General features: G+C 63.2%; 20 protein-coding genes. 12 read left to right on the top strand and 8 right to left on the bottom strand.

Annotated elements, in window-relative coordinates; genetic code table 11:
• The first annotated feature begins 66 nt into the window (after window positions 1-66).
• The 9 genes from PQ457_RS05400 (at window position 67) to PQ457_RS05360 (ending at window position 8,872) form a co-directional block, all read left to right on the top strand.
• The gene (locus PQ457_RS05400) at window positions 67-519 is read left to right on the top strand and encodes a GatB/YqeY domain-containing protein (RefSeq protein WP_273618728.1); all 453 of its coding nucleotides are present in this window, start codon (window positions 67-69) and stop codon (window positions 517-519) included.
• Window positions 519-2,426, top strand: coding sequence for a DNA primase (gene dnaG / locus PQ457_RS05395; protein WP_273618727.1), 1,908 nt, complete (start codon window positions 519-521; stop codon window positions 2,424-2,426). The genes PQ457_RS05400 and dnaG overlap by 1 nt, the downstream gene beginning before the upstream one ends.
• Before the next feature lie 12 nt (window positions 2,427-2,438).
• Window positions 2,439-4,472 carry an RNA polymerase sigma factor RpoD gene (gene rpoD, locus PQ457_RS05390; protein ID WP_273618726.1) on the top strand — a complete coding sequence of 678 codons (2,034 nt, stop codon included), beginning with the start codon at window positions 2,439-2,441 and terminating at the stop codon, window positions 4,470-4,472.
• 216 nt (window positions 4,473-4,688) lie between these two features.
• Window positions 4,689-5,126 (top strand): ribose 5-phosphate isomerase B, encoded by a 438-nt coding sequence (rpiB, locus tag PQ457_RS05385; RefSeq protein WP_273618725.1) that lies wholly within the window; start codon window positions 4,689-4,691, stop codon window positions 5,124-5,126.
• A gap of 21 nt (window positions 5,127-5,147) precedes the next feature.
• A complete protein-coding gene (glyA, locus tag PQ457_RS05380) occupies window positions 5,148-6,446 on the top strand; it encodes a serine hydroxymethyltransferase (RefSeq protein ID WP_273618724.1) in 1,299 nt (432 codons plus the stop codon).
• 3 nt (window positions 6,447-6,449) lie between these two features.
• Window positions 6,450-6,914 carry a transcriptional regulator NrdR gene (gene nrdR, locus PQ457_RS05375; protein ID WP_168602543.1) on the top strand — a complete coding sequence of 155 codons (465 nt, stop codon included), beginning with the start codon at window positions 6,450-6,452 and terminating at the stop codon, window positions 6,912-6,914.
• Window positions 6,911-7,684, top strand: coding sequence for an RNA methyltransferase (locus PQ457_RS05370; protein ID WP_273618723.1), 774 nt, complete (start codon window positions 6,911-6,913; stop codon window positions 7,682-7,684). The genes nrdR and PQ457_RS05370 overlap by 4 nt, the downstream gene beginning before the upstream one ends.
• Before the next feature lie 212 nt (window positions 7,685-7,896).
• Window positions 7,897-8,508, top strand: coding sequence for a 30S ribosomal protein S4 (rpsD, locus tag PQ457_RS05365; protein WP_168602541.1), 612 nt, complete (start codon window positions 7,897-7,899; stop codon window positions 8,506-8,508).
• A gap of 169 nt (window positions 8,509-8,677) precedes the next feature.
• Window positions 8,678-8,872 carry a hypothetical protein gene (locus PQ457_RS05360; RefSeq protein ID WP_273618722.1) on the top strand — a complete coding sequence of 65 codons (195 nt, stop codon included), beginning with the start codon at window positions 8,678-8,680 and terminating at the stop codon, window positions 8,870-8,872.
• On the opposite strand, the gene PQ457_RS05355 is transcribed toward PQ457_RS05360, so the two are convergent.
• Both PQ457_RS05355 and tgt read right to left on the bottom strand, forming a co-directional pair.
• Window positions 8,873-9,442 carry a hypothetical protein gene (locus PQ457_RS05355; RefSeq protein WP_273618721.1) on the bottom strand — a complete coding sequence of 190 codons (570 nt, stop codon included), beginning with the start codon at window positions 9,440-9,442 and terminating at the stop codon, window positions 8,873-8,875. It abuts the gene before it with no gap.
• Window positions 9,443-9,519: 77 nt separating this feature from the next.
• Entirely contained in the window at window positions 9,520-10,644 is a 1,125-nt protein-coding gene (tgt, locus tag PQ457_RS05350; RefSeq protein ID WP_273618720.1) for a tRNA guanosine(34) transglycosylase Tgt, read from the bottom strand.
• 86 nt (window positions 10,645-10,730) lie between these two features.
• Here tgt and bla point away from each other — a divergent pair, with 86 nt between their 5' ends.
• Window positions 10,731-11,648 (top strand): subclass B3 metallo-beta-lactamase, encoded by a 918-nt coding sequence (bla, locus tag PQ457_RS05345; protein ID WP_273618719.1) that lies wholly within the window; start codon window positions 10,731-10,733, stop codon window positions 11,646-11,648.
• On the top strand, window positions 11,645-12,400 hold the full coding sequence (locus PQ457_RS05340; RefSeq protein ID WP_273618718.1) for a TSUP family transporter: 756 nt from the start codon (window positions 11,645-11,647) through the stop codon (window positions 12,398-12,400). Before bla ends, PQ457_RS05340 begins: the two co-directional genes overlap by 4 nt.
• A 15-nt stretch (window positions 12,401-12,415) precedes the next feature.
• On the opposite strand, the gene PQ457_RS05335 is transcribed toward PQ457_RS05340, so the two are convergent.
• The 6 genes from PQ457_RS05335 to PQ457_RS05310 form a co-directional block, all read right to left on the bottom strand.
• Window positions 12,416-12,874, bottom strand: coding sequence for a hypothetical protein (locus tag PQ457_RS05335; protein WP_273618717.1), 459 nt, complete (start codon window positions 12,872-12,874; stop codon window positions 12,416-12,418).
• Between the two features lie 93 nt (window positions 12,875-12,967).
• Window positions 12,968-14,002 (bottom strand): tRNA preQ1(34) S-adenosylmethionine ribosyltransferase-isomerase QueA, encoded by a 1,035-nt coding sequence (queA, locus tag PQ457_RS05330; RefSeq protein ID WP_273618716.1) that lies wholly within the window; start codon window positions 14,000-14,002, stop codon window positions 12,968-12,970.
• A gap of 7 nt (window positions 14,003-14,009) precedes the next feature.
• Complete coding sequence (locus tag PQ457_RS05325) at window positions 14,010-14,726, bottom strand: peptidylprolyl isomerase (RefSeq protein WP_273618715.1); 717 nt, start codon at window positions 14,724-14,726, stop codon at window positions 14,010-14,012.
• 112 nt (window positions 14,727-14,838) lie between these two features.
• Window positions 14,839-15,375, bottom strand: a complete 537-nt coding sequence (gene coaD / locus PQ457_RS05320; protein ID WP_273618714.1) for a pantetheine-phosphate adenylyltransferase — start codon at window positions 15,373-15,375, stop codon at window positions 14,839-14,841.
• 72 nt (window positions 15,376-15,447) lie between these two features.
• Window positions 15,448-16,350 (bottom strand): polyprenyl synthetase family protein, encoded by a 903-nt coding sequence (locus PQ457_RS05315; protein ID WP_168602533.1) that lies wholly within the window; start codon window positions 16,348-16,350, stop codon window positions 15,448-15,450.
• Window positions 16,351-16,366: 16 nt separating this feature from the next.
• Window positions 16,367-16,624 carry an exodeoxyribonuclease VII small subunit gene (locus tag PQ457_RS05310; RefSeq protein WP_168602532.1) on the bottom strand — a complete coding sequence of 86 codons (258 nt, stop codon included), beginning with the start codon at window positions 16,622-16,624 and terminating at the stop codon, window positions 16,367-16,369.
• Window positions 16,625-16,752: 128 nt separating this feature from the next.
• Here PQ457_RS05310 and purL point away from each other — a divergent pair, with 128 nt between their 5' ends.
• The gene (gene purL, locus PQ457_RS05305) at window positions 16,753-18,906 is read left to right on the top strand and encodes a phosphoribosylformylglycinamidine synthase subunit PurL (protein ID WP_273618713.1); all 2,154 of its coding nucleotides are present in this window, start codon (window positions 16,753-16,755) and stop codon (window positions 18,904-18,906) included.
• Window positions 18,907-18,913 lie beyond the last annotated feature (7 nt).

Genomic DNA, 18,913 nt, shown 5'->3' with positions numbered 1-18,913 from the left:
AAAATCCCGCTAGGGTTATGCGCCAAGCCGCGAAATGCGCAAAACTCCACGGGAAAGTTCTGAAAAATGATCCGCGATTCGATCAAGGCCGCGCAGGTGGCCGCCATGAAATCGGGCGACAAGCCCCGTCTTGCCGCCGTCCGCCTCATTCTGGCCAAGCTGAAGGACAAGGATATCGAACTGCGCACCGCATCCAGCATCCCGGATGACGATGTGATCGTGACCGATGTGCTGCAAAAGATGGTGAAGCAGCGCCGCGAATCGATTGCCATGTATGAACAGGGCGGCCGCCCCGAATTGGCCGCCGCCGAGGCCGCCGAGGTTGCAGTGATCGAGGACTTCCTGCCCGCCCAGATGGGCGAGGATGAGGTCAAGGCCGCGATTGAGGCAATCAAGGCCGAAGTGGGCGCCACCAGCATCAAGGATATGGGCAAGGTTGTTGGCGCGTTGAAGGCCCGCCACGGCACCCAGATCGACATGGGCAAGGCCAGCGCGCTGGTAAAGGCCGCGCTCGCTTAATGTCACTCTCGCCCCAGTTCCTTGATGAATTGCGCAGCCGGATCACGCTGTCGGCCATCATCGGCCGCACCGAGCGCGTGACCAAGGCGGGGCGCGAGTTCAAGGCCTGCTGCCCGTTTCACCACGAAAAGACGCCCAGCTTTACCATCAATGATGAAAAGGGCTTCTATCACTGCTTTGGCTGCGGCGCGCATGGCGATGTCATCCGCTGGATGACCGATCAGCGCGGCCTGTCCTTTATGGATGCGGTGAAACAACTGGCCGAGGAGGCGGGGATGGAAGTCCCCGCCCCCGATCCAAGGCAGGCCCAGCGCGCGGAAAAGCAAAAGAGCCTGCACGATGTGATGGGTGCGGCGCAGGCATTTTTCGTCGACCAACTGGCCAGCCCCGAGGGCGGACAGGCGCGCTCCTATCTGGCCTCGCGCGGGTTCTCGCAGGCCGTGTGCCGCGAATTCGGCTTTGGCTATGCGCCAGAGGGGCGGCAGGCGTTGAAAGGTGCGCTGGGCCAGTTTCCAGAGGCAATGCTGATCGAGGGCGGCCTGCGCATCGTGGTGGAGGATAAGGAACCGTATGACCGGTTCCGGGGCCGCCTGATGCTGCCCATCCACGATCCGCGCGGGCGAGTGATCGCTTTTGGCGGGCGCATTCTGGCCACGCATAAGACCGATGCGCCCAAATATCTGAACTCCCCCGACACGCCTTTGTTCGACAAGGGGCGCACGCTTTACAACCACCACCGCGCCTCGCCCGCCTCGCGCCAGAGCGGGCGGATCATCGTGGTCGAAGGCTATATGGACGTCATCGCGCTGGCCGCCGCCGGTTTCCATGATGCGGTGGCGCCGCTGGGCACGGCGCTGACCGAGACGCAGATCGAGATGATCTGGCGCATGGTGCCGATGCCGATCCTTTGTTTCGATGGCGACGCGGCGGGCCAGAGGGCGGCGATGCGCGCCGTAACGCGCGCCCTGCCCCTGCTGCGCCCCGGCCATTCCTTGCGCATCGTGCGTATGCCTCAGGGGCAGGACCCGGACGAACTGATCAAGGCGCGCGGCCCCGGCGCGATGGAAGAAGCGCTGGCGAGCGCACAAAGCCTGCTCGAAACCCTGTGGGCGCATGAAGTCGATGCCGCGCCCACCAACAGCCCCGAAGAAAAGGCGGGGCTGAAGGCGCGGCTGATGGCCCATGTCGACACGATTGCCGACAATGACATCAAGGCGCTCTATCGCCGCGAATTGCTCGAACGCTTTTCCGCCTTCGCCTTTCCCCGGCGCGAGGACAATCGCGCGCCATGGCAACCGCGCCAGCCCATTGCACGCCAACAGCGCGGCGGGCGGTTCGGGCGCGACATGCCCCCGCCCCTGCCCCACGAGGAAACCACGCAAAGGTTGCAGCGCCCCGCCAACCCGTTCCGTGCGGCCACGATCGAGGCGGTGCTGGCGGGCCTGATCCGTATGCCCGGCGAAATCGCCCGCCATGCCGGCCTGCTGGCACGTCTGGCGCAGGAGGATGCGCGATGCGATGCACTTCTTGATGCGCTCGATGATGGCGCCCCCCTTGAAAGCGCCGCCATCGGCACCATCTTGGCCGCGAAAGGCTTAACGCCTCCCGACACCACCGCACGTCCCGGCATGGGATTTGCCTTCCTTTGCGAATCGGGGGAAGGCGCGAAAACCCAATTGTCCGATGTGCTCTGTGTGCTGGCGGAAAAGCCGATGGTGGAGGCAGCACTGGCCCAAACCCGCGAAAGCGGCGAGGTGACCGAGGAAAGTTGGGCAGAACAGCAGAGATTGTTGGCGCGTTTGCGCGATTTGGAAAAAAGAGAGCTGGATTTGAAGGCGCGACTCGGCCAAATGGCGGTTGCACAGGATAATGCTGCGGCGGCATCGCCCGATGCCGCGCACCTCTAGATGGCGTATAGGATGGACGAAGAGATTTCTGGCGCGGACATGTCGGACGGCGGCAAGGGCGAAGGCGGCGACGCTCCCCTGATCGACCTCAATGAAGCCTCGATCAAGAAGCTGATTGCCCGCGCCAAGCGTCGCGGCATCATCACCTATGACGAATTGAACGAGGCGCTGCCTCAGGACCAGTTCTCGAACGACCAGATCGAGGACATCATGGCCGCCATCAGCGAGATGGGCGTCAACATCGTGGAAAGCGATGAAGATGCCGTCGAGCAGGATGACAACGCGGCCGACGATGTCGAAGATTCGGACGCGATGCTGGCCGACCGGCCCGCGGTTGAAAAGAAGAAGGAAACGGTCGAGCGGACCGATGACCCTGTGCGCATGTACCTGCGCGAAATGGGTGCGGTTGAACTGCTGAGCCGCGAGGGCGAAATCGCCATCGCCAAGCGGATCGAGGCCGGCCGCGACACGATGATCCTGGGCCTGTGCGAAAGCCCGATCACCTTCCACGCCATCATCCAGTGGTCCGAAGCGCTCAACAACGGCGAAATGCAGCTGCGCGAGATCCTCGATCTCGACGCCATGCTGTCGAAAGAGCCGCAGCCGGAAAACCTGTCCGAAGACGGCGAAGAAGCCGATGGCGAGATTTCCGAAGCCACCGCCGGCCCTTCCTTCAAGGAGGAAGAGGACATCGAGGAGGAGGAATCCGCCGACGAGGACGATGAGGACGGCATCGAGCGCCGCGCCAAGCGCCCGGTCGAGGAAGAGGAAGAGGACAACACTCTTTCGCTCGCCCAGATGGAAGCGCAGCTCAAGCCCGAAGCGCTTGAGAAGTTCGCCCGCATCACCGACCTGTTCTACAGCTTTGAAAAGGCGCAGGCCGAGCGCCTCGACTTCATGGCGGTGGGCAATGATTATCCGGCGGACAAGGAGCGCGCCTATCAGCAGCTGCGCGAAGACCTGACCGCCGAGGTCGAAAGCGTGCAGTTCCATGGCCAGAAAATCGAATATCTGGTCGACAATCTCTACGCCTTCAACCGCCGCCTGACCGCGCTGGGCGGCCAGATGCTGCGTCTGGCCGAGCGCCACAAGGTCAGCCGCAAGGACTTCCTTGAGGCCTATGTCGGGCGCGAACTGGACGACAACTGGCTGGCCAGCGTGCAGGGCAAGGACAAGAAGTGGGCGGCCTTTGCGCTCAATGAGGGCGATGCGGTCGAGCGCATCCGCGCCGAGGTTTCGGACATCGCCAGCCAGACCGGCATGAGCCTGCCCGAATTCCGCCGCATCGTGAACATGGTGCAAAAGGGCGAACGCGAGGCCCGTATCGCCAAGAAGGAAATGGTCGAAGCCAACCTTCGCCTCGTGATCTCGATTGCCAAGAAATACACGAACCGGGGCCTGCAATTCCTTGATCTTATTCAGGAAGGCAACATCGGCCTGATGAAGGCGGTGGACAAGTTCGAATATCGCCGCGGTTATAAGTTCAGCACCTATGCCACCTGGTGGATCCGTCAGGCCATTACCCGCTCCATCGCGGATCAGGCGCGCACGATCCGTATCCCGGTGCATATGATCGAAACGATCAACAAGCTGGTGCGCACCAGCCGCCAGTTCCTGCACGAGCAGGGCCGCGAGCCCACGCCCGAGGAAATGGCCGAGCGCCTGAGCATGCCGCTCGAAAAGGTGCGCAAGGTGATGAAGATCGCCAAGGAGCCGATCAGCCTTGAAACGCCGATCGGCGACGAGGAAGATTCGCATCTGGGCGATTTCATCGAGGACAAGAACGCGATCATCCCCGTCGATGCCGCGATCCAGTCCAACCTGAAGGAAACCGTCACCCGCGTGCTGGCATCGCTGACGCCGCGCGAAGAACGCGTGCTGCGTATGCGCTTCGGCATCGGCATGAACACTGACCACACTTTGGAAGAAGTGGGCCAGCAGTTCTCGGTCACGCGCGAACGTATCCGCCAGATCGAAGCCAAGGCGCTGCGCAAACTCAAGCACCCGAGCCGGTCACGCAAGATGCGGTCGTTCCTCGACCAATAATTGCGGAAATCTTGATGCAAAAGGGCGCGATTCTATTGGGAATCGCGCCCTTTTTCGTTGAAATGTGATGGATGGCGGCGCCAAACATGCCGCCATGGCGCAAACGGGCCACGGCCATAGCAAAACTGCCGCTTTTGCCCCCCGTTGGGGGTGGCCATGGCGCGCTTTGACGCCTAAGGAGCCGCCAAGACGACTCTGCGGGAATGAGCCAGACCCATGAAAATCGCTATCGCTTCCGACCATGCCGCCGTCGGCCTCAAGGCCGAACTCGCCCAGTTTCTGCGCGACGAGGGCCATGAGGTTAACGACCTTGGCCCGGCCACCGAGGACCGGGTGGACTATCCCGACTATGGCTACAAGCTGGCCGAGGCGGTGGCATCGGGCGAAGCGGAATATGGCGTGGCCCTGTGCGGCAGCGGCATCGGCATTTCCATTGCCGTCAACCGCCACCCCGCGCTGCGCTGCGCGCTGGTGGGCGAACCGCTCTCGGCCGCGCTGGCACGCGAGCATAACAATGCCAATGCCATCGCCATGGGCGCGCGCCTGACCGGCGTCGACATGGCCAAGGCCTGCCTCACCGCATTCCTGAGCGCGCAATTCGGCGGCGGCCGCCACACCGGCCGCGTCGAAAAGCTGACCAACCCCACCTTCTGATCCCCAAAAGGACAAGCCACCATGACCGACATTCGCCCCGACGATTTCTTCACCGGCACGCTGTCTGATCGCGATCCCGTGATCGCTGGCTGGATCAACAAGGAACTGGGCCGTCAGCAGGACAAGATCGAGCTGATCGCATCGGAAAACATCTGCTCGACCGCGGTGCTTGAAGCCGCCGGTTCGATCCTGACCAACAAGTATGCCGAAGGCTATCCGGGCCGTCGCTATTATGGCGGCTGCGAATATGTGGATGAGATCGAGCAGATCGCCATCGATCGCGCCAAGGAATTGTTCGGCGCCGCTTTCGCCAATGTGCAGCCCAATTCGGGCAGCCAGATGAACCAGGCCGTGTTCCTCGCGCTGTTGACGCCGGGCGACACGTTCATGGGTCTGGACCTGAACTCGGGCGGCCACCTCACCCACGGCAGCCCCGTGAACATGAGCGGCAAGTGGTTCAACGTGGTGCCCTATGGCGTGCGCGAGGACAACCAGCTCATCGACATGGACGAGGTGGCCCGCATCGCCCGCGAATGCAAGCCCAAGCTGATCGTCTGCGGCGGCACGGCCTATTCGCGTGAATGGGACTGGGCCGGTTTCCGCGCGATTGCCGATGAGGTCGGCGCTTATCTGCTGGCCGACATGAGCCACATTTCGGGTCTGGTCGCGGGCGGCGCACATCCCTCGCCGGTGCCTTTCGCCCATGTGACCACCACCACCACGCACAAGAGCCTGCGTGGCCCGCGTTCGGGCATCATCCTCTCGAACGACGAAGCCATTGCCAAGAAGCTGAACTCGGCGATCTTCCCCGGCCTTCAGGGCGGCCCGCTGATGCACATCATCGCGGCCAAGGCGGTTGCTTTTGGTGAGGCGCTCCAGCCTTCGTTCAAGGCCTATGCGGCCCAGATCAAGGCGAACGCCAAGGCGCTGGCCGCATCGCTTCAGGCCGAAGGTCTGGGCATCGTGTCGGGCGGCACCGACAACCACCTGATGCTGGTCGACCTGCGCCCCTATGGCGCCAAGGGCAAGCATGCGGAAAAGGCTTTGGACCGCGCCAGCATCACCTGCAACAAGAACTCGATCCCCTTCGACGATGAAAAGCCCTTGCTGACCAGCGGCATCCGTCTGGGCACGCCCGCCGGGACCACGCGTGGTTTCCGTGAGGAAGAGTTCACCCAGATCGGCAAGTGGATCGCGCAAGTGGTTGACGGCCTTCGCAAAAACGGCCCCGAGGGCGATGCGCAGGTCGAAGCCCGCGTGGCCGCCGAAGTCGCCGAAATGTGCGCCCGCTTCCCGATCTATCCCAAGCTGGGCTACTGATCCTTGCGCTGTCCGTTCTGCGCCTGTGACAATACGCAGGTGAAAGATTCGCGCCCGACGGAGGACAATACGTCCATCCGTCGGCGCCGACAGTGCGAGGGCTGCGGCGCGCGTTTCACCACGTTTGAACGGGTGCAATTGCGCGAAATCACCGTGGTGAAAAGCAATGACCAGCGCGAGCCGTTCGACCGTTCAAAGATCGAGCAGTCGGTCGCGCTGGCATGCCGCAAGCGGGGCATTGCGCAGGAGCGTCTGGACCAGCTCGTTTCGGGCATCCAGCGCCAGATCGAAACGCTGGGCGACAGCGAAGTGCCGTCCAAGGCGATTGGCGAAATGGTGATGGAAGGGCTGCGCGCATTGGACAGCGTAGCCTATATCCGCTTTGCCAGCGTCTATCGCGACTTTTCCGAGGCGCGCGATTTCGAGGAATTTGCCGGCAACGTGCGCGATGCGGGGCATAAGAAATGAAACCTGTTATCGTCCTCGTCCGCCCGCAACTGGGCGAGAATATCGGCAAGGCGGCGCGCGCCATGCTCAATTTCGGCCTTGTCGAAATGCGGCTGGTCAGCCCCCGCGATGGCTGGCCCAACCCCAGCGCGGGCCCCGCGGCCGCTGGCGCCGACATAGTGCTGGAACAGGCCAAGGTGTTTGAAACACTGGCCGAGGCGGTGGCCGATTGCCCGCATGTCTATGCCACGACGGTGCGCAAGCGCGGCGTGACCAAGCCGGTGCTGACGCCCGAGGCCGCCACGCGCGAAATCCACGCCCAGCCGGGGCGCAGCGCAATCATTTTCGGCCCCGAACGCTCGGGTTTGGAAACGGACGATGTGGCGCTGGCCCGCGCGATCATCACCGTGCCGATCAACCCCGAATTCGGCTCGCTCAATCTGGCGCAGGCGGTGATTTTGTGCGCCTATGAATGGTCCAAGGGTGTCGCGCTTGAACAGCCCCCGGTTGAGGAGATCCTGCCCCCTGCCCCGCAGGAGGAGCTGGAAGGGCTGATCGCGCATTTCGAGGGCCTGCTGGCCCCGCGCGGCTATTATTTTCCCGAAGCGCGGGCCGACACCACGCGGCGCACACTTCGCAACATGCTGACCAAACCGGCGTGGAACCATCTGGAAATCCGCACGATGCGCGGCGTCCTTTCCACGCTGATGCGCGAACCGGGCGTGCCGCCGCCGCCCCGCGCCAGGCCCGTTGCCAAAGCCGAAGACGAATCCGGCAACACGGGGGATTGACAAAATCCGTCATTCCCGCCAAGGGCGCCCCTTCACAAGGATGGCGCCCACCCGGCGCCGTATTCCATTGGCCCTGCATGTCCGGTGAAGCAGTGGCCGCCTGATGCCAAAATCGCATCAGGGTGCGCGCCGGAACCTGTCGATCATCACGGTCGGCAACAGAAGGCACGAGGCATTCCGCCCTGCGCCATGAAGCAAATGTAAGGAAGACTATGTCGAAGCGTCACGCCTCGAAGTACAAGATTGACCGCCGCCTTGGCGAAAACATCTGGGGCCGTCCCAAGTCGTCGGTGAACCGTCGCTCGTATGGCCCCGGCCAGCACGGCCAGCGCCGCAAGAGCAAGATCTCAGACTTCGGTATCCAGCTGCGCGCCAAGCAGAAGCTCAAGGGCTACTATGGCGACATCACCGAAAAGCAGTTCAAGCGCACCTATCAGGAAGCCTCGCGCATGAAGGGCGACACCGGTCAGAACCTGATCGGCCTGCTCGAACAGCGTCTGGACGCGGTGGTCTATCGCTCGAAGTTCGCCCCCACCATCTTCTCGGCCCGTCAGGTCGTTTCGCACGGTCACATCTATGTGAACGGCGTGAAGTGCAACATCGCCTCGCGTCGCGTTCGCCCCGGCGACGTGATCAGCCTCGGCAAGAAGGCCAAGGAAATGGCCCTCATCGCTGAAGCCCAGGCTCTGCCCGAGCGCGAAGTGCCCGACTATGTGTCGCAGGACGCCGACAAGGTGACCTTCGTGCGCGTTCCGACGCTCGACGAAGTGCCCTATCCGGTGAAGATGGAACCGAATCTGGTCGTCGAATTCTATTCGCGCTAATTCACGTTTCCTCGCGGAACAGACAGAGGGTGGAGAGCTTCGGCTTTCCGCCCTTTTTCTTTTTCGCAACAAAGCTTTTCCGGCTCGTTTCTGTCATCAGATCGTCGCCTTGGTCCGTCATTTCACCGCGATGAACGGAACCAATGCAAATCAGAATCGTATCGATGTCATGAACAAGCTCTATCGTTATGTCACCGCCCACCGCGTGGGCAAATGGTATCCCGATCTCGCCACGGCGCAGCGCTTCGCCTTCAAGATCGGCGCGGGATTCATGGCGGAAAAAAGCGGGCAGTTCTCCAGCTATCTGGGAACGCGGCTCGAAGTGCTGATGCCCGACGGGCAGGTCGTCGCGACGGCAGGCTAATCAGGGCTGCGGATCGGGGAGAGTTTCGCGGACAGGGACCATTTTGCGCGGCGCGGGCCTGACGCGGGGCGATGAGGCCTGTACCGCCCCCGGTTTGGGCGATCTGGGCTTTTGAGGGGTGGGGCTATGGTCTTCTCCCGGCGTGTCCTTCTTGCCTGCGGGAAAGCCAAAGCCCTGGTCGATCCGGCTCATCTCCTCAATCACCGCATCGGCCAGCCTGGCCACCGGCATGTCGGAAAACACGATGCGCCGCAGGAGGTTCTCGGTCAGAACCTGCCGCTTCTTGTAAAACTGATAAAAATAGATCGCAAAGCCATCAAGCGCGGTCACCACGGTCTGGGCCACGGCGGCATCCACCCCGCGCGCATTGATCGTCACCGCCAACAGGGGCCAGACCATCACCGCCACGGAAAGCAGCATGGCTAGAACAAAGAAGACCTTGTTCAGCCAGCCATAGGACCATTGCTTGATGTGGACATCCTGCGCCAAGGCCATGCGCAGGGCATCCTCGTCCAGACTTTGCCTTTTCTGAAGATAACGGATCAGAAAGTCGCCGCTTGTCTCACCCATGGCAAATCCCCCGATCAGGCCATGGGTGAATAGAGCGCCTGTTTTGCCATCAGGTCAAGAAATTCGCCATCAGACCTTTATCGCGCGAAATATCGCGCGCGAAATGCCGAGGCAAAGGCGGCAAATCGTCCCTCGGCAATCGCGGCGCGCATACCCGCCATCAATTGCTGATAAAAGGCCAGATTATGCTCGGTCATCAGCATCGCGCCCAAAATCTCGCCCGCCTTGTTCAGATGGTGCAGGTAGGCCCGGCTGTAGGTCGCGCAGACCGAGCAGGTGCAATCCTCGTCAATCGGCCCGGTATCCTCGGCGTGTTTCGCGTTGCGGATATTCAGCGGCCCGCTCCACGTAAAGGCCTGCCCATTGCGGCCCGAGCGGCTCGGCAGCACGCAGTCGAACATATCGACCCCGCGCTCGACCGCCCCCACCAGATCGTCCGGCTTACCCACGCCCATCAGGTAACGCGGCTTGTCATCAGGCAATTGGCCCGGTGCGAAATCCAGCGTGGCGAACATCGCCTCCTGCCCCTCGCCCACGGCCAGCCCGCCGATGGCATAGCCGTCGAAACCGATCTCCTGCAATTTGCCCGCAGAAATCGAGCGCAGATCCAGGTTCAGCCCGCCCTGCTGGATGCCGAACAGCGCCGAGCGCGCGGCATGCTCCTCACCCGAATCGAAGCCCTCGCGGCTGCGCTTCGCCCAGCGCATCGACATCAGCATCGAGCGCTCGATCACCTCCTTGGGCTGATCGGCGCGGGGGCATTCGTCAAACGCCATGACGATGTCGCTGCCCAGCAGGCGCTGGATTTCCATGCTGCGTTCGGGCGTCAGATTGTGGCGCGAACCATCGATGTGGCTGGCAAAGGTCACGCCCTCCTCGGTGATCTTGCGCAGATCCGACAGGCTCATCACCTGATAACCGCCACTGTCGGTCAGGATCGGGCGGTCCCAGTTCATGAATTTGTGCAAACCGCCCAGCCGCGCCACCCGCTCTGCGCCGGGGCGCAGCATCAGGTGATAGGTGTTGCCCAGAATGATGTCGGCCCCGATCGAGCGCACCGTTTCCGGCTTCATCGCCTTGACTGTCGCCGCCGTGCCCACGGGCATGAAGGCTGGCGTGCGGATTTCGCCGCGCTGCATCTGGATGGTGCCGGTGCGCGCCTTGCCGTCGCGCGCGTGGATGTTGAATTGAAAACGGGTCATGGGGCCGCGCCTTACGCCGAAAAGCGAAGGCCTGCAATTGGCCCGCAATCTGGACGCGGGCGCGCCCCGCCGCTAGCGTGACCCGCATGAAACAAGCCGCCCTGCTTCTCGCCCTTCTGGCCCCCCCCGCTTTGGCCGCCCCCGCTTCGGCCAAGGATGATCCGCTGACCCGCCCGATCACCACCAGCTATACCGACCGCTGGATGCAGCCGCGCGCCCCGATCCCCATCTATGGCAAAGTGTGGATGACAGGCTCGGTCCATCTCAACACGGCGGTGATCGACACGGGCGCGGGGCTGGTGGTGATCGACGCGGGTCTGCCGCAATTCGAGCCGCAGTTGAAAGCCCAGATCCGCAGCCTTGGCCACAAGCCCTCGGATGTGCGCTACATCCTCGTCACCGAGGCGCATTTCGACCATGCGGGCGGCGTGGCGGCGCTGGCGCGCGATACGGGCGCGACCGTAATCGCCAGCCCCTATACGGTGGCCGCGCTGCGCAAGGGGCAAACCGGGGTCGAGGACCCGCAAAATGGCGATCTCAAGCCGTTTCCGGCCCCCACGCGCCTGCGCGCGATCCGCGACGGCGGCCAGATCAAGCTGGGCGACACCGTGATCACCGCGCGGTTCACCCCCGGCCATACCGCCGGATCTACCAGTTGGACATGGCGGTCCTGCGCGCCCAAAGCAGGGGCAAAACCCGAATGCCGCGCCATGGTCTTCATGGCCAGCCTGAGCGCCACAGCGGCCGACACCTATCGTTTTTCCGCGTCCGAACATGCCGCCGTGGTCGCCTCCTTCCGCCAGTCTTTTGCCAAGGCGCGGGCCTTTGCCTGCGACTATCTGATCACGGGCCATCCCGAACACGGCCAGACCGATGACAAGGTGGCCGCCGCGATGCGCGCGCCCGGCAGTGTGAATTGGGAGGACAAGGGGGCCTGCGCCGCCACCGTCGCCCGGTTCGAGGACCGTTTGAACACCACCCTCGCCCGCGAGGCCGCCAAGTGACCATCGACCCGATGTATCCTGCGCTGACCGGGGTGGCGGCGCTGGCGGGTTTTGTCGATGCGGTGGCGGGGGGCGGCGGGCTGATTACGGTGCCCGCGCTGATCTATGCGGGCCTGCCCCCGGCGATGGTGCTGGGCACGAACAAGCTGCAATCCTGCAGCGGCACGGCTCTGGCGACATGGCGCTATCACCGGGCAGGCCTGTTTCAACTGCGGCCCAATCTGCCTGCGGTGCTTTTCGTGCTGGCGGGGGCCGCGCTTGGGGCCTGGGCGGTTCAGCGGATCAGTCCGGGCCTGCTCAAACTGCTGGTCCCGGTTCTGCTGATCGTCATGGCGGCCTACACGCTGCTCAGCCCCAAGATGCATGACCACGAAGGCGAGGCGAAGATCACCGAGAAAGCCTATCTGCCCATCGCCGGAGGTATCGGCTTTTACGACGGCTTCTTTGGCCCCGGCACGGGCCAGTTCTTTGCCGTCACGCTGGTTTCGCTGCGCGGTTTTGGCCTGACGCGGGCCACCGGCCTGACCAAATTGTTCAACCTGACCAGCAATCTGGCCTCGCTGACGGTGTTTGCGTTAGGAGGGCAGATTTGGGTGGCGCTGGGCCTGTGCATGGCGCTCGGCTCGATGACCGGGGCCTGGGCGGGATCACATATGGCCACAAGGCTGGGCGCGAAATTCATCCGCCCGCTGCTTGTGACGGTCAGCCTGTCGCTGACCGCCAAGCTGGTCTGGGGCTGGTTCGCGGGTTGACCCTGCCCAAGGGGTTTACTGCTGGATCAGGCGGATGAAATCCTGCTGATTGATCTGCGAAACATAGCTGCGCACAATGCCGCTGGCCACACCGGGCGTGGCCGAAAGTTCACGGATGGCAAAGCGCCAGAAGGCGGCGCCTGCGGCGCGGAACATCTGCGCGCTGCCCTGCTTGGCCAATGGCTTGGCCACATCATAGCAATCCATCACCACCAGCCGGGTGAAGATTTTTGCCACATCCTTGTCGAGCGCCGCCTTCTTTTCGGCATCCACCGTGACCACGCCCGCCGCCGGAGATGACGCGGCGATCTCGACCGCCGCCCATTTGGACAGGGCGGTTTTGTCCTCGGCGGTGGCCTTGGTGGTCACGCATTCGGCCAGCTTTTGCGACGCTTCATCGACCGTCGGCGCCTGCGCCAGAGCGGGTGAGGCGATCATGGCCAGCAGGCTTGCGATCCCGATTGTCTTTTTCATATCCGCGTTCCTATCCGTTCGGTCTTTCAACGATCCGGACGCGAAACTGGCCGAGGCGGCGCACCAAGGCAAGCCGCAATTCGTCCCCCCGCTCTAGCCCCGCGGCAGAAGCAGGCTGGAATCGCCATAGGAATAGAACCGATAGCCCGTGGCGATGGCATGGGCATAAACCGCCTGCATCCGATCCAGCCCCATCAGCGCCGAAACCAGCATGAAGAGGGTGGATTTGGGCAGGTGGAAATTGGTCATCAGCCCGTCAATCGCGCGGAAGCGATAGCCCGGTGTGATGAAGATCGACGTGTCCCCGCTGAAAGGCCGGATCACCCCATCCTCTCCGCAAGCCGATTCGAGCAGGCGCAACGAGGTCGTGCCCACCGCGATCACCCGCCCCCCGGCGCGGCGCGCGGCGTTCAGGCGCTCGGCGGCCTCGGGGCTGATCGTGCCCCATTCGGCGTGCATCTGATGGTCGGTGGTGTCATCGGCCTTGACCGGCAGGAACGTGCCCGCGCCAACATGGAGCGTGAGAAATTCGCGCGCAATGCCAGCGGCATCAAGGCCCGCGATCAGGTCGGGGGTGAAATGCAGCGCCGCCGTGGGAGCGGCCACCGCGCCGTCCTTTTGCGCAAACATCGTCTGATAATCGCGCTTGTCGGCCTCATCGGTCGGCCGCTTGCCCGCGATATAGGGCGGCAGGGGCATCCGCCCGGCGCGCTCCAGCAAGACCTCGACCGGCTCATCACCATGGAAGGCCAATGTCCAGCTGCCATCCGCATGGCGCGCCTCGGCCGTTGCAGCAACCTGCTCAGGGAAGGTGATCACATCGCCCTCGCGCAGGCGCTTGCCATTGCGGACAAAGGCCTGCCAACGGCGAAGGTCGATACGCTTGTGCAGCGTCGCGCCGATCCGCGCCTCGCCCCGCGTGCCCTCCAACTGGGCCGGGATCACGCGCGTATCGTTGAACACAAGCACATCGCCCGCGCGCAGCAATTGCGGCAGGTCGCGCACGCGATGCTCACCAAAATCGCCGATGGGCCCGGCCAACAGCATACGCGCCGAATCGCGCGGAGACACGGGCCTCAGCGCGATATTTTCAGGCGGCAGGACGAAATCGAACAGATCGACGCGCAAAACAGCCTCAGTTCGAACGCGAGTTGTTCAACTGATCAATGCTGATCTTGGGCGCAGCCGTCGGCGCGGTGATCACCGGGCGCGGCTTGTTGTCCGATGCAATCGAGGCCTGCAGGATCTTGGTCGGGTTGCTGGGCGGCTCGCCGCGCACGATGGCATCGACGATATCCATGCCCGCAATCACGCGGCCAAAGTTCGTATAGCGCTTGTCCAGCGCAAAGCGCGGATAAAACACGATAAAGAACTGGCTGTTGGCGGTGTCCGGCTCATTGGTGCGCGCCATCGACACCGAGCCGCGCACATGCGGGATCGAATTGAATTCGGCCTTGAGGTCCGGCAGCTTCGATCCGCCCGCGCCCGTGCCCGTCGGGTCGCCCGTCTGGGCCATAAAGCCTTCGATCACGCGGTGAAAGATGATGCCGTCATAAAAACCCTGCCGGGTCAGTGTCTTGATACGCTCAACATGATGAGGCGCCCATTTCGGCATCAGACGGATCGCCACCCGGCCGCCGTTCGACAGATCGAGCAGCAGCACATTGTCGGGATCATGCGAGATGTCCTGATCGACCTTGGCCGACAGGTTCGCCGCAGGCAGCGCCGCCTCAGCCTTCAGATTGGCCAGCTTGGGCGTCTTGTCTTGATGGCGGGCGCAGGCCCCGGTGGACAGCATCGCCGCGCCCAGCAGCACAGCAAGCGCGGTTTTGGCGAAATCAGGACGTTTCATGCGGCTCTCTTGCAAGTATGGCACCCAAGGCCCGGCTTGGGACCAATTGCGGCGGCGATAGACCGCCAAGGCTGTCGTGGCAATGAACCAGTCACCGAAAATTCGGCACGGCTCATCCATCGTCTCCCATTCGCCCGACTTTATCAATACGCGCCATGACATCGGCGCGCACGGCGGGGCTGACGAATTTGGCGATTTCGCCGCCGAACAGCGCGATTTCCTTGACCAGTTTGCTGGCGATGGGCTGCAACGAGACATCGGCCATCAGAAACACCGTCTCGATCCCGGCGTTCAACTGCTGGTTCATGCCCGCCATCTGATATTCATATTCGAAATCGGCCACCGCGCGCAGGCCGCGCAGGATCACGCTGGCCCCCTGCCTCTCGGCAAATTTCATCAGCAACGCATTGAAGCCCACCACGCTGACATTATCCAGACCCATATCCGCCACTTCGCGCGTGACCATGGCCATCCGCTCTTCGGGGGCGAACAAAGGGTTTTTCGAGGGATTGGTGGTCACGCCGATAATCAGCCGATCCACCAGCTTTGCCCCGCGCCGGATGATGTCGGCATGGCCCAGCGTGATCGGATCGAACGTGCCGGGATAGACGCCGACCCGCTCGGTGACGCCATCAAGTATATTTGCCATGCCTGACCCCTGCGCTCCCCCGGCCTAAGATTGCCTTATGCGTAAAGCCGGAGAAGCAACCGGTCCAGCCTATTAACGATCACGCTCAACGATAAAACGGGCCAGTGCGCGCAGCAGGTCGGCCTCGGGACCATGGCTTGCCAGATGGGCAATGGCCTGATCGATCAGCAGCCGCGCCTGTTCGCGCGCGCGCTCGGCGCCCAGCAGCGAGACGAAGGTTTCCTTGCCCGCCTCGGCGTCCTTGCGCAAAGCCTTGCCAGCCAACGCTGCATCACCCTCATGATCCAGCAGATCGTCCACGATCTGGAACGCAAGGCCGATATCGCGGGCATAGGCGCGCAGATGGCGACGGCCTTCGGGCGGCACCTTGCCCAGAATCGCGCCCAGTTCGACCGCCGCGCCCAGCAGGGCCCCGGTCTTGAGCTGCTGCAGCCGCGTGACCGTGGCCAGATCGAAGCTGGCGGTTTCGGCGGCGATATCCATCATCTGGCCGCCCGCCATGCCGTTGTGGCCGCTGGCCGTGGCCAGCGTCGTCACCAGTTCGACCCGCACAAAGGGATCGCCGCTGGTGGCCACATCGGCCAGCAGTTCAAAGGCAAAACACTGCAGCGCATCGCCCGCCAGCACCGCCGTCGCCTCGTCAAAGGCCAGATGCAGCGTGGGCTTGCCATGGCGCAGCGCGTCATTGTCCATACACGGCAGATCATCGTGGATCAGCGAATAGACATGAACCGATTCGATGGCCGCCCCCACACGCACCGCCGCATTCCGGTCCACCCCATACATCTCGGCCACCGCCGCCACCAGCAAGGGCCGCACCCGCTTGCCCCCGCCGATTACGGCATAGCGCATCGCCTCGAACAGGCGCGCGCGCGGGTCCTCAGGAACCGGCAGCAGCGAATCGAAAGCAGCGTCAATATCGGCCTGGATGCTTTTCAGCCCCTGAGCCAACAGATTATCGGTCACAACAGCCATGGCTTGCCCCTTCCCCTTATTGTTCGTCGAGCGGGCGCAGACCGGCGGGCGCGCCATCGGGTCCGGCCACGATGCGCTCGATGCGCGCCTGCGCCGAATCCAGCCGGGCCTGACAGGCCTTGCGCAGCGATTCGCCGCGCTCATACAAAGTGATTGATTCATCAAGCGGCACTTCGCCGCCCTCCAGCCGCCGCACGACATCTTCCAATGCGCGCAGGGCGTCCTCGAAACTAAGACCGGAAAGCTCGGGCGAACTTGCAATTTCTTGGCTCATGCACATTGCCATGGCCCCAATTGCACGGGCTGGTCAAGGCTCCCCCAAGGGCATCGTGCAACTATACACGTTCATGTGCGACCGATACGCTCTGGAAATCTGCCTGCCATGGCGCTAAGGGCGCGGCCATGACAAACGCCGCCAGCACGATCACCCCCGAAGTTGTCGCCGCCCACGGGCTTAGCCCGGAGGAATATGACAAGGTTCTCCACGCGCTCGGACGCGAACCGAACCTTGTCGAACTGGGCATTTTCTCGGTCATGTGGTCGGAGCACTGCTCGTACAAGTCGAGCCGCATCCACCTGAAAAAGCTGCCGACCGAGGCGCCCTGGGTCATCTGCGGCCCCGGCGAAAACGCCGGTGTGATCGACATTGGCGATGGTCAGGCCGCCATCTTCAAGATGGAATCGCACAACCACCCCAGCTATATCGAACCCTATCAGGGCGCCGCGACCGGCGTAGGCGGCATTCTGCGCGACGTGTTCACCATGGGCGCCCGCCCGGTGGCGAACATGAACGCGCTGCGCTTTGGCCGCCCTGATCATCCCAAGATGAAGCATCTGGTGCAGGGCGTGGTGGCCGGGATCGGCGGCTATGGCAATTGCGTGGGCGTGCCCACGGTTGGCGGCGAAACCAATTTCCACAAGGCCTATGACGGCAACATTCTGGTCAACGCGATGACCGTGGGCGTGGCCGACACCGACAAGATTTTCTATTGCGCCGCCACAGGTCTGGGCAACCCGATCGTCTATGTGGGCTCCAAGACCGGCCGCGACGGCATCCATGGCGCCACCATGGCCAGCGCCGACTTTGACGAAAAGTCGGAAGAAAAGCGCCCGACCGTGCAGGTGGGTGACCCCTTCACCGAAAAGCTGCTGATCGAGGCCTGCCTCGAACTGATGGCCACCGACGCCATCGTCGCCATTCAGGACATGGGCGCGGCGGGCCTGACCTCCTCCTCGGTCGAAATGGCCAGCAAGGGCGGCGCGGGCATCCGGTTGAACATGAACAATGTTCCCTGCCGCGAAGAGGGCATGACCCCCTATGAAATGATGCTCTCGGAAAGCCAGGAGCGTATGCTCATGGTCTTGAAGCCCGGCAAGGAGCCAATGGCCGAGGCGATCTTCAAGAAGTGGGAACTGGACTTTGCCGTGATCGGCGAAGTGACCGACACCGGCCATATGGTGCTGGAATTCAACGGTGAAGTGGTCTGCGACATTCCGCTCGATCCGCTGGCCGATGATGCGCCGCTCTATGACCGCCCCCATGTGCCCACGCCCAAGCCCGCCCCGCTGGGCGCAGTGGCCGAAAGCGCCGACATCGGCGCGGATCTGCTCAAGCTGATCGGTTGCCCCGATCTGGCCTCGCGCAAGTGGATTTTCGAGCAATACGATTCGCAGGTCGGCGGCGATACGCTGCAAAAATCGGGCGGCGATGCGGCCGTGGTGCGCGTACATGGCACCGACAAAGCGCTGGCCATCAGCACCGACTGCACCCCGCGCTATTGCTTCGTTGATCCGTATGAGGGCGGCAAGCAGGCCGTGGCCGAAACGTGGCGCAATATCTGCGCGGTGGGCGCAACGCCGCTGGCGATCACCAACTGCCTCAACTTCGCCAACCCGCAGCGCCCGGAAATCATGGGTCAGATCGTGGGCTGCCTCGAAGGCATGGGCGATGCCTGCCGCGCGCTGGACTATCCCATCGTGTCGGGCAACGTCTCGCTCTATAACGAATCGAAGGCCACCGGCGGCGGCAGCGCCATTCTGCCCACGCCCGCCATCGGCGGCGTTGGCCTGATGCTGAACCACGAAAAGATGGCCACCGTGAAGTTCAAGAAGGCTGGCGATGCGATCTGGCTGATCGGGCCGGAAGGCTCGCATCTGGGCCAGTCGATCTGGCTGCGCGAAGTGGCCGGGCGCGAGGAAGGCCCCGCCCCTGCCGTGGACCTGAACGTCGAACGCCGCAATGGCGAAACCGTGCGCCAGTTGATCGCCGATGGCGTGGCCACGGCTGTGCATGACATCTCGGATGGCGGCCTGCTGGTGGCCCTGGCCGAAATGGCGATGGCGGGCGGCATCGGCGCGCGACTCGACGTGACGCTCAACACCGCGCAGGCCTTTGGTGAGGACCAGTCGCGCTATGTCGTGACCACTGCGGGTGATGTCGTGCTCGAAGGCGCGGTGCGTCTGGGCACCGTGGGCGGCGCGGATGTGGCGGGCGTGCTGGTGTCGGATCTGAAGAAGGCCAATGAGGCGTTCTTTAAGGATTGGATGGAGGGCTGATTTTAGC

Source organism: Novosphingobium humi (genome assembly GCF_028607105.1).
Lineage (GTDB): Bacteria > Pseudomonadota > Alphaproteobacteria > Sphingomonadales > Sphingomonadaceae > Novosphingobium > Novosphingobium humi.
The sequence above is the reverse complement of the archived record's forward strand: the minus strand, read 5'-3'. Positions and strand labels throughout refer to the sequence as shown.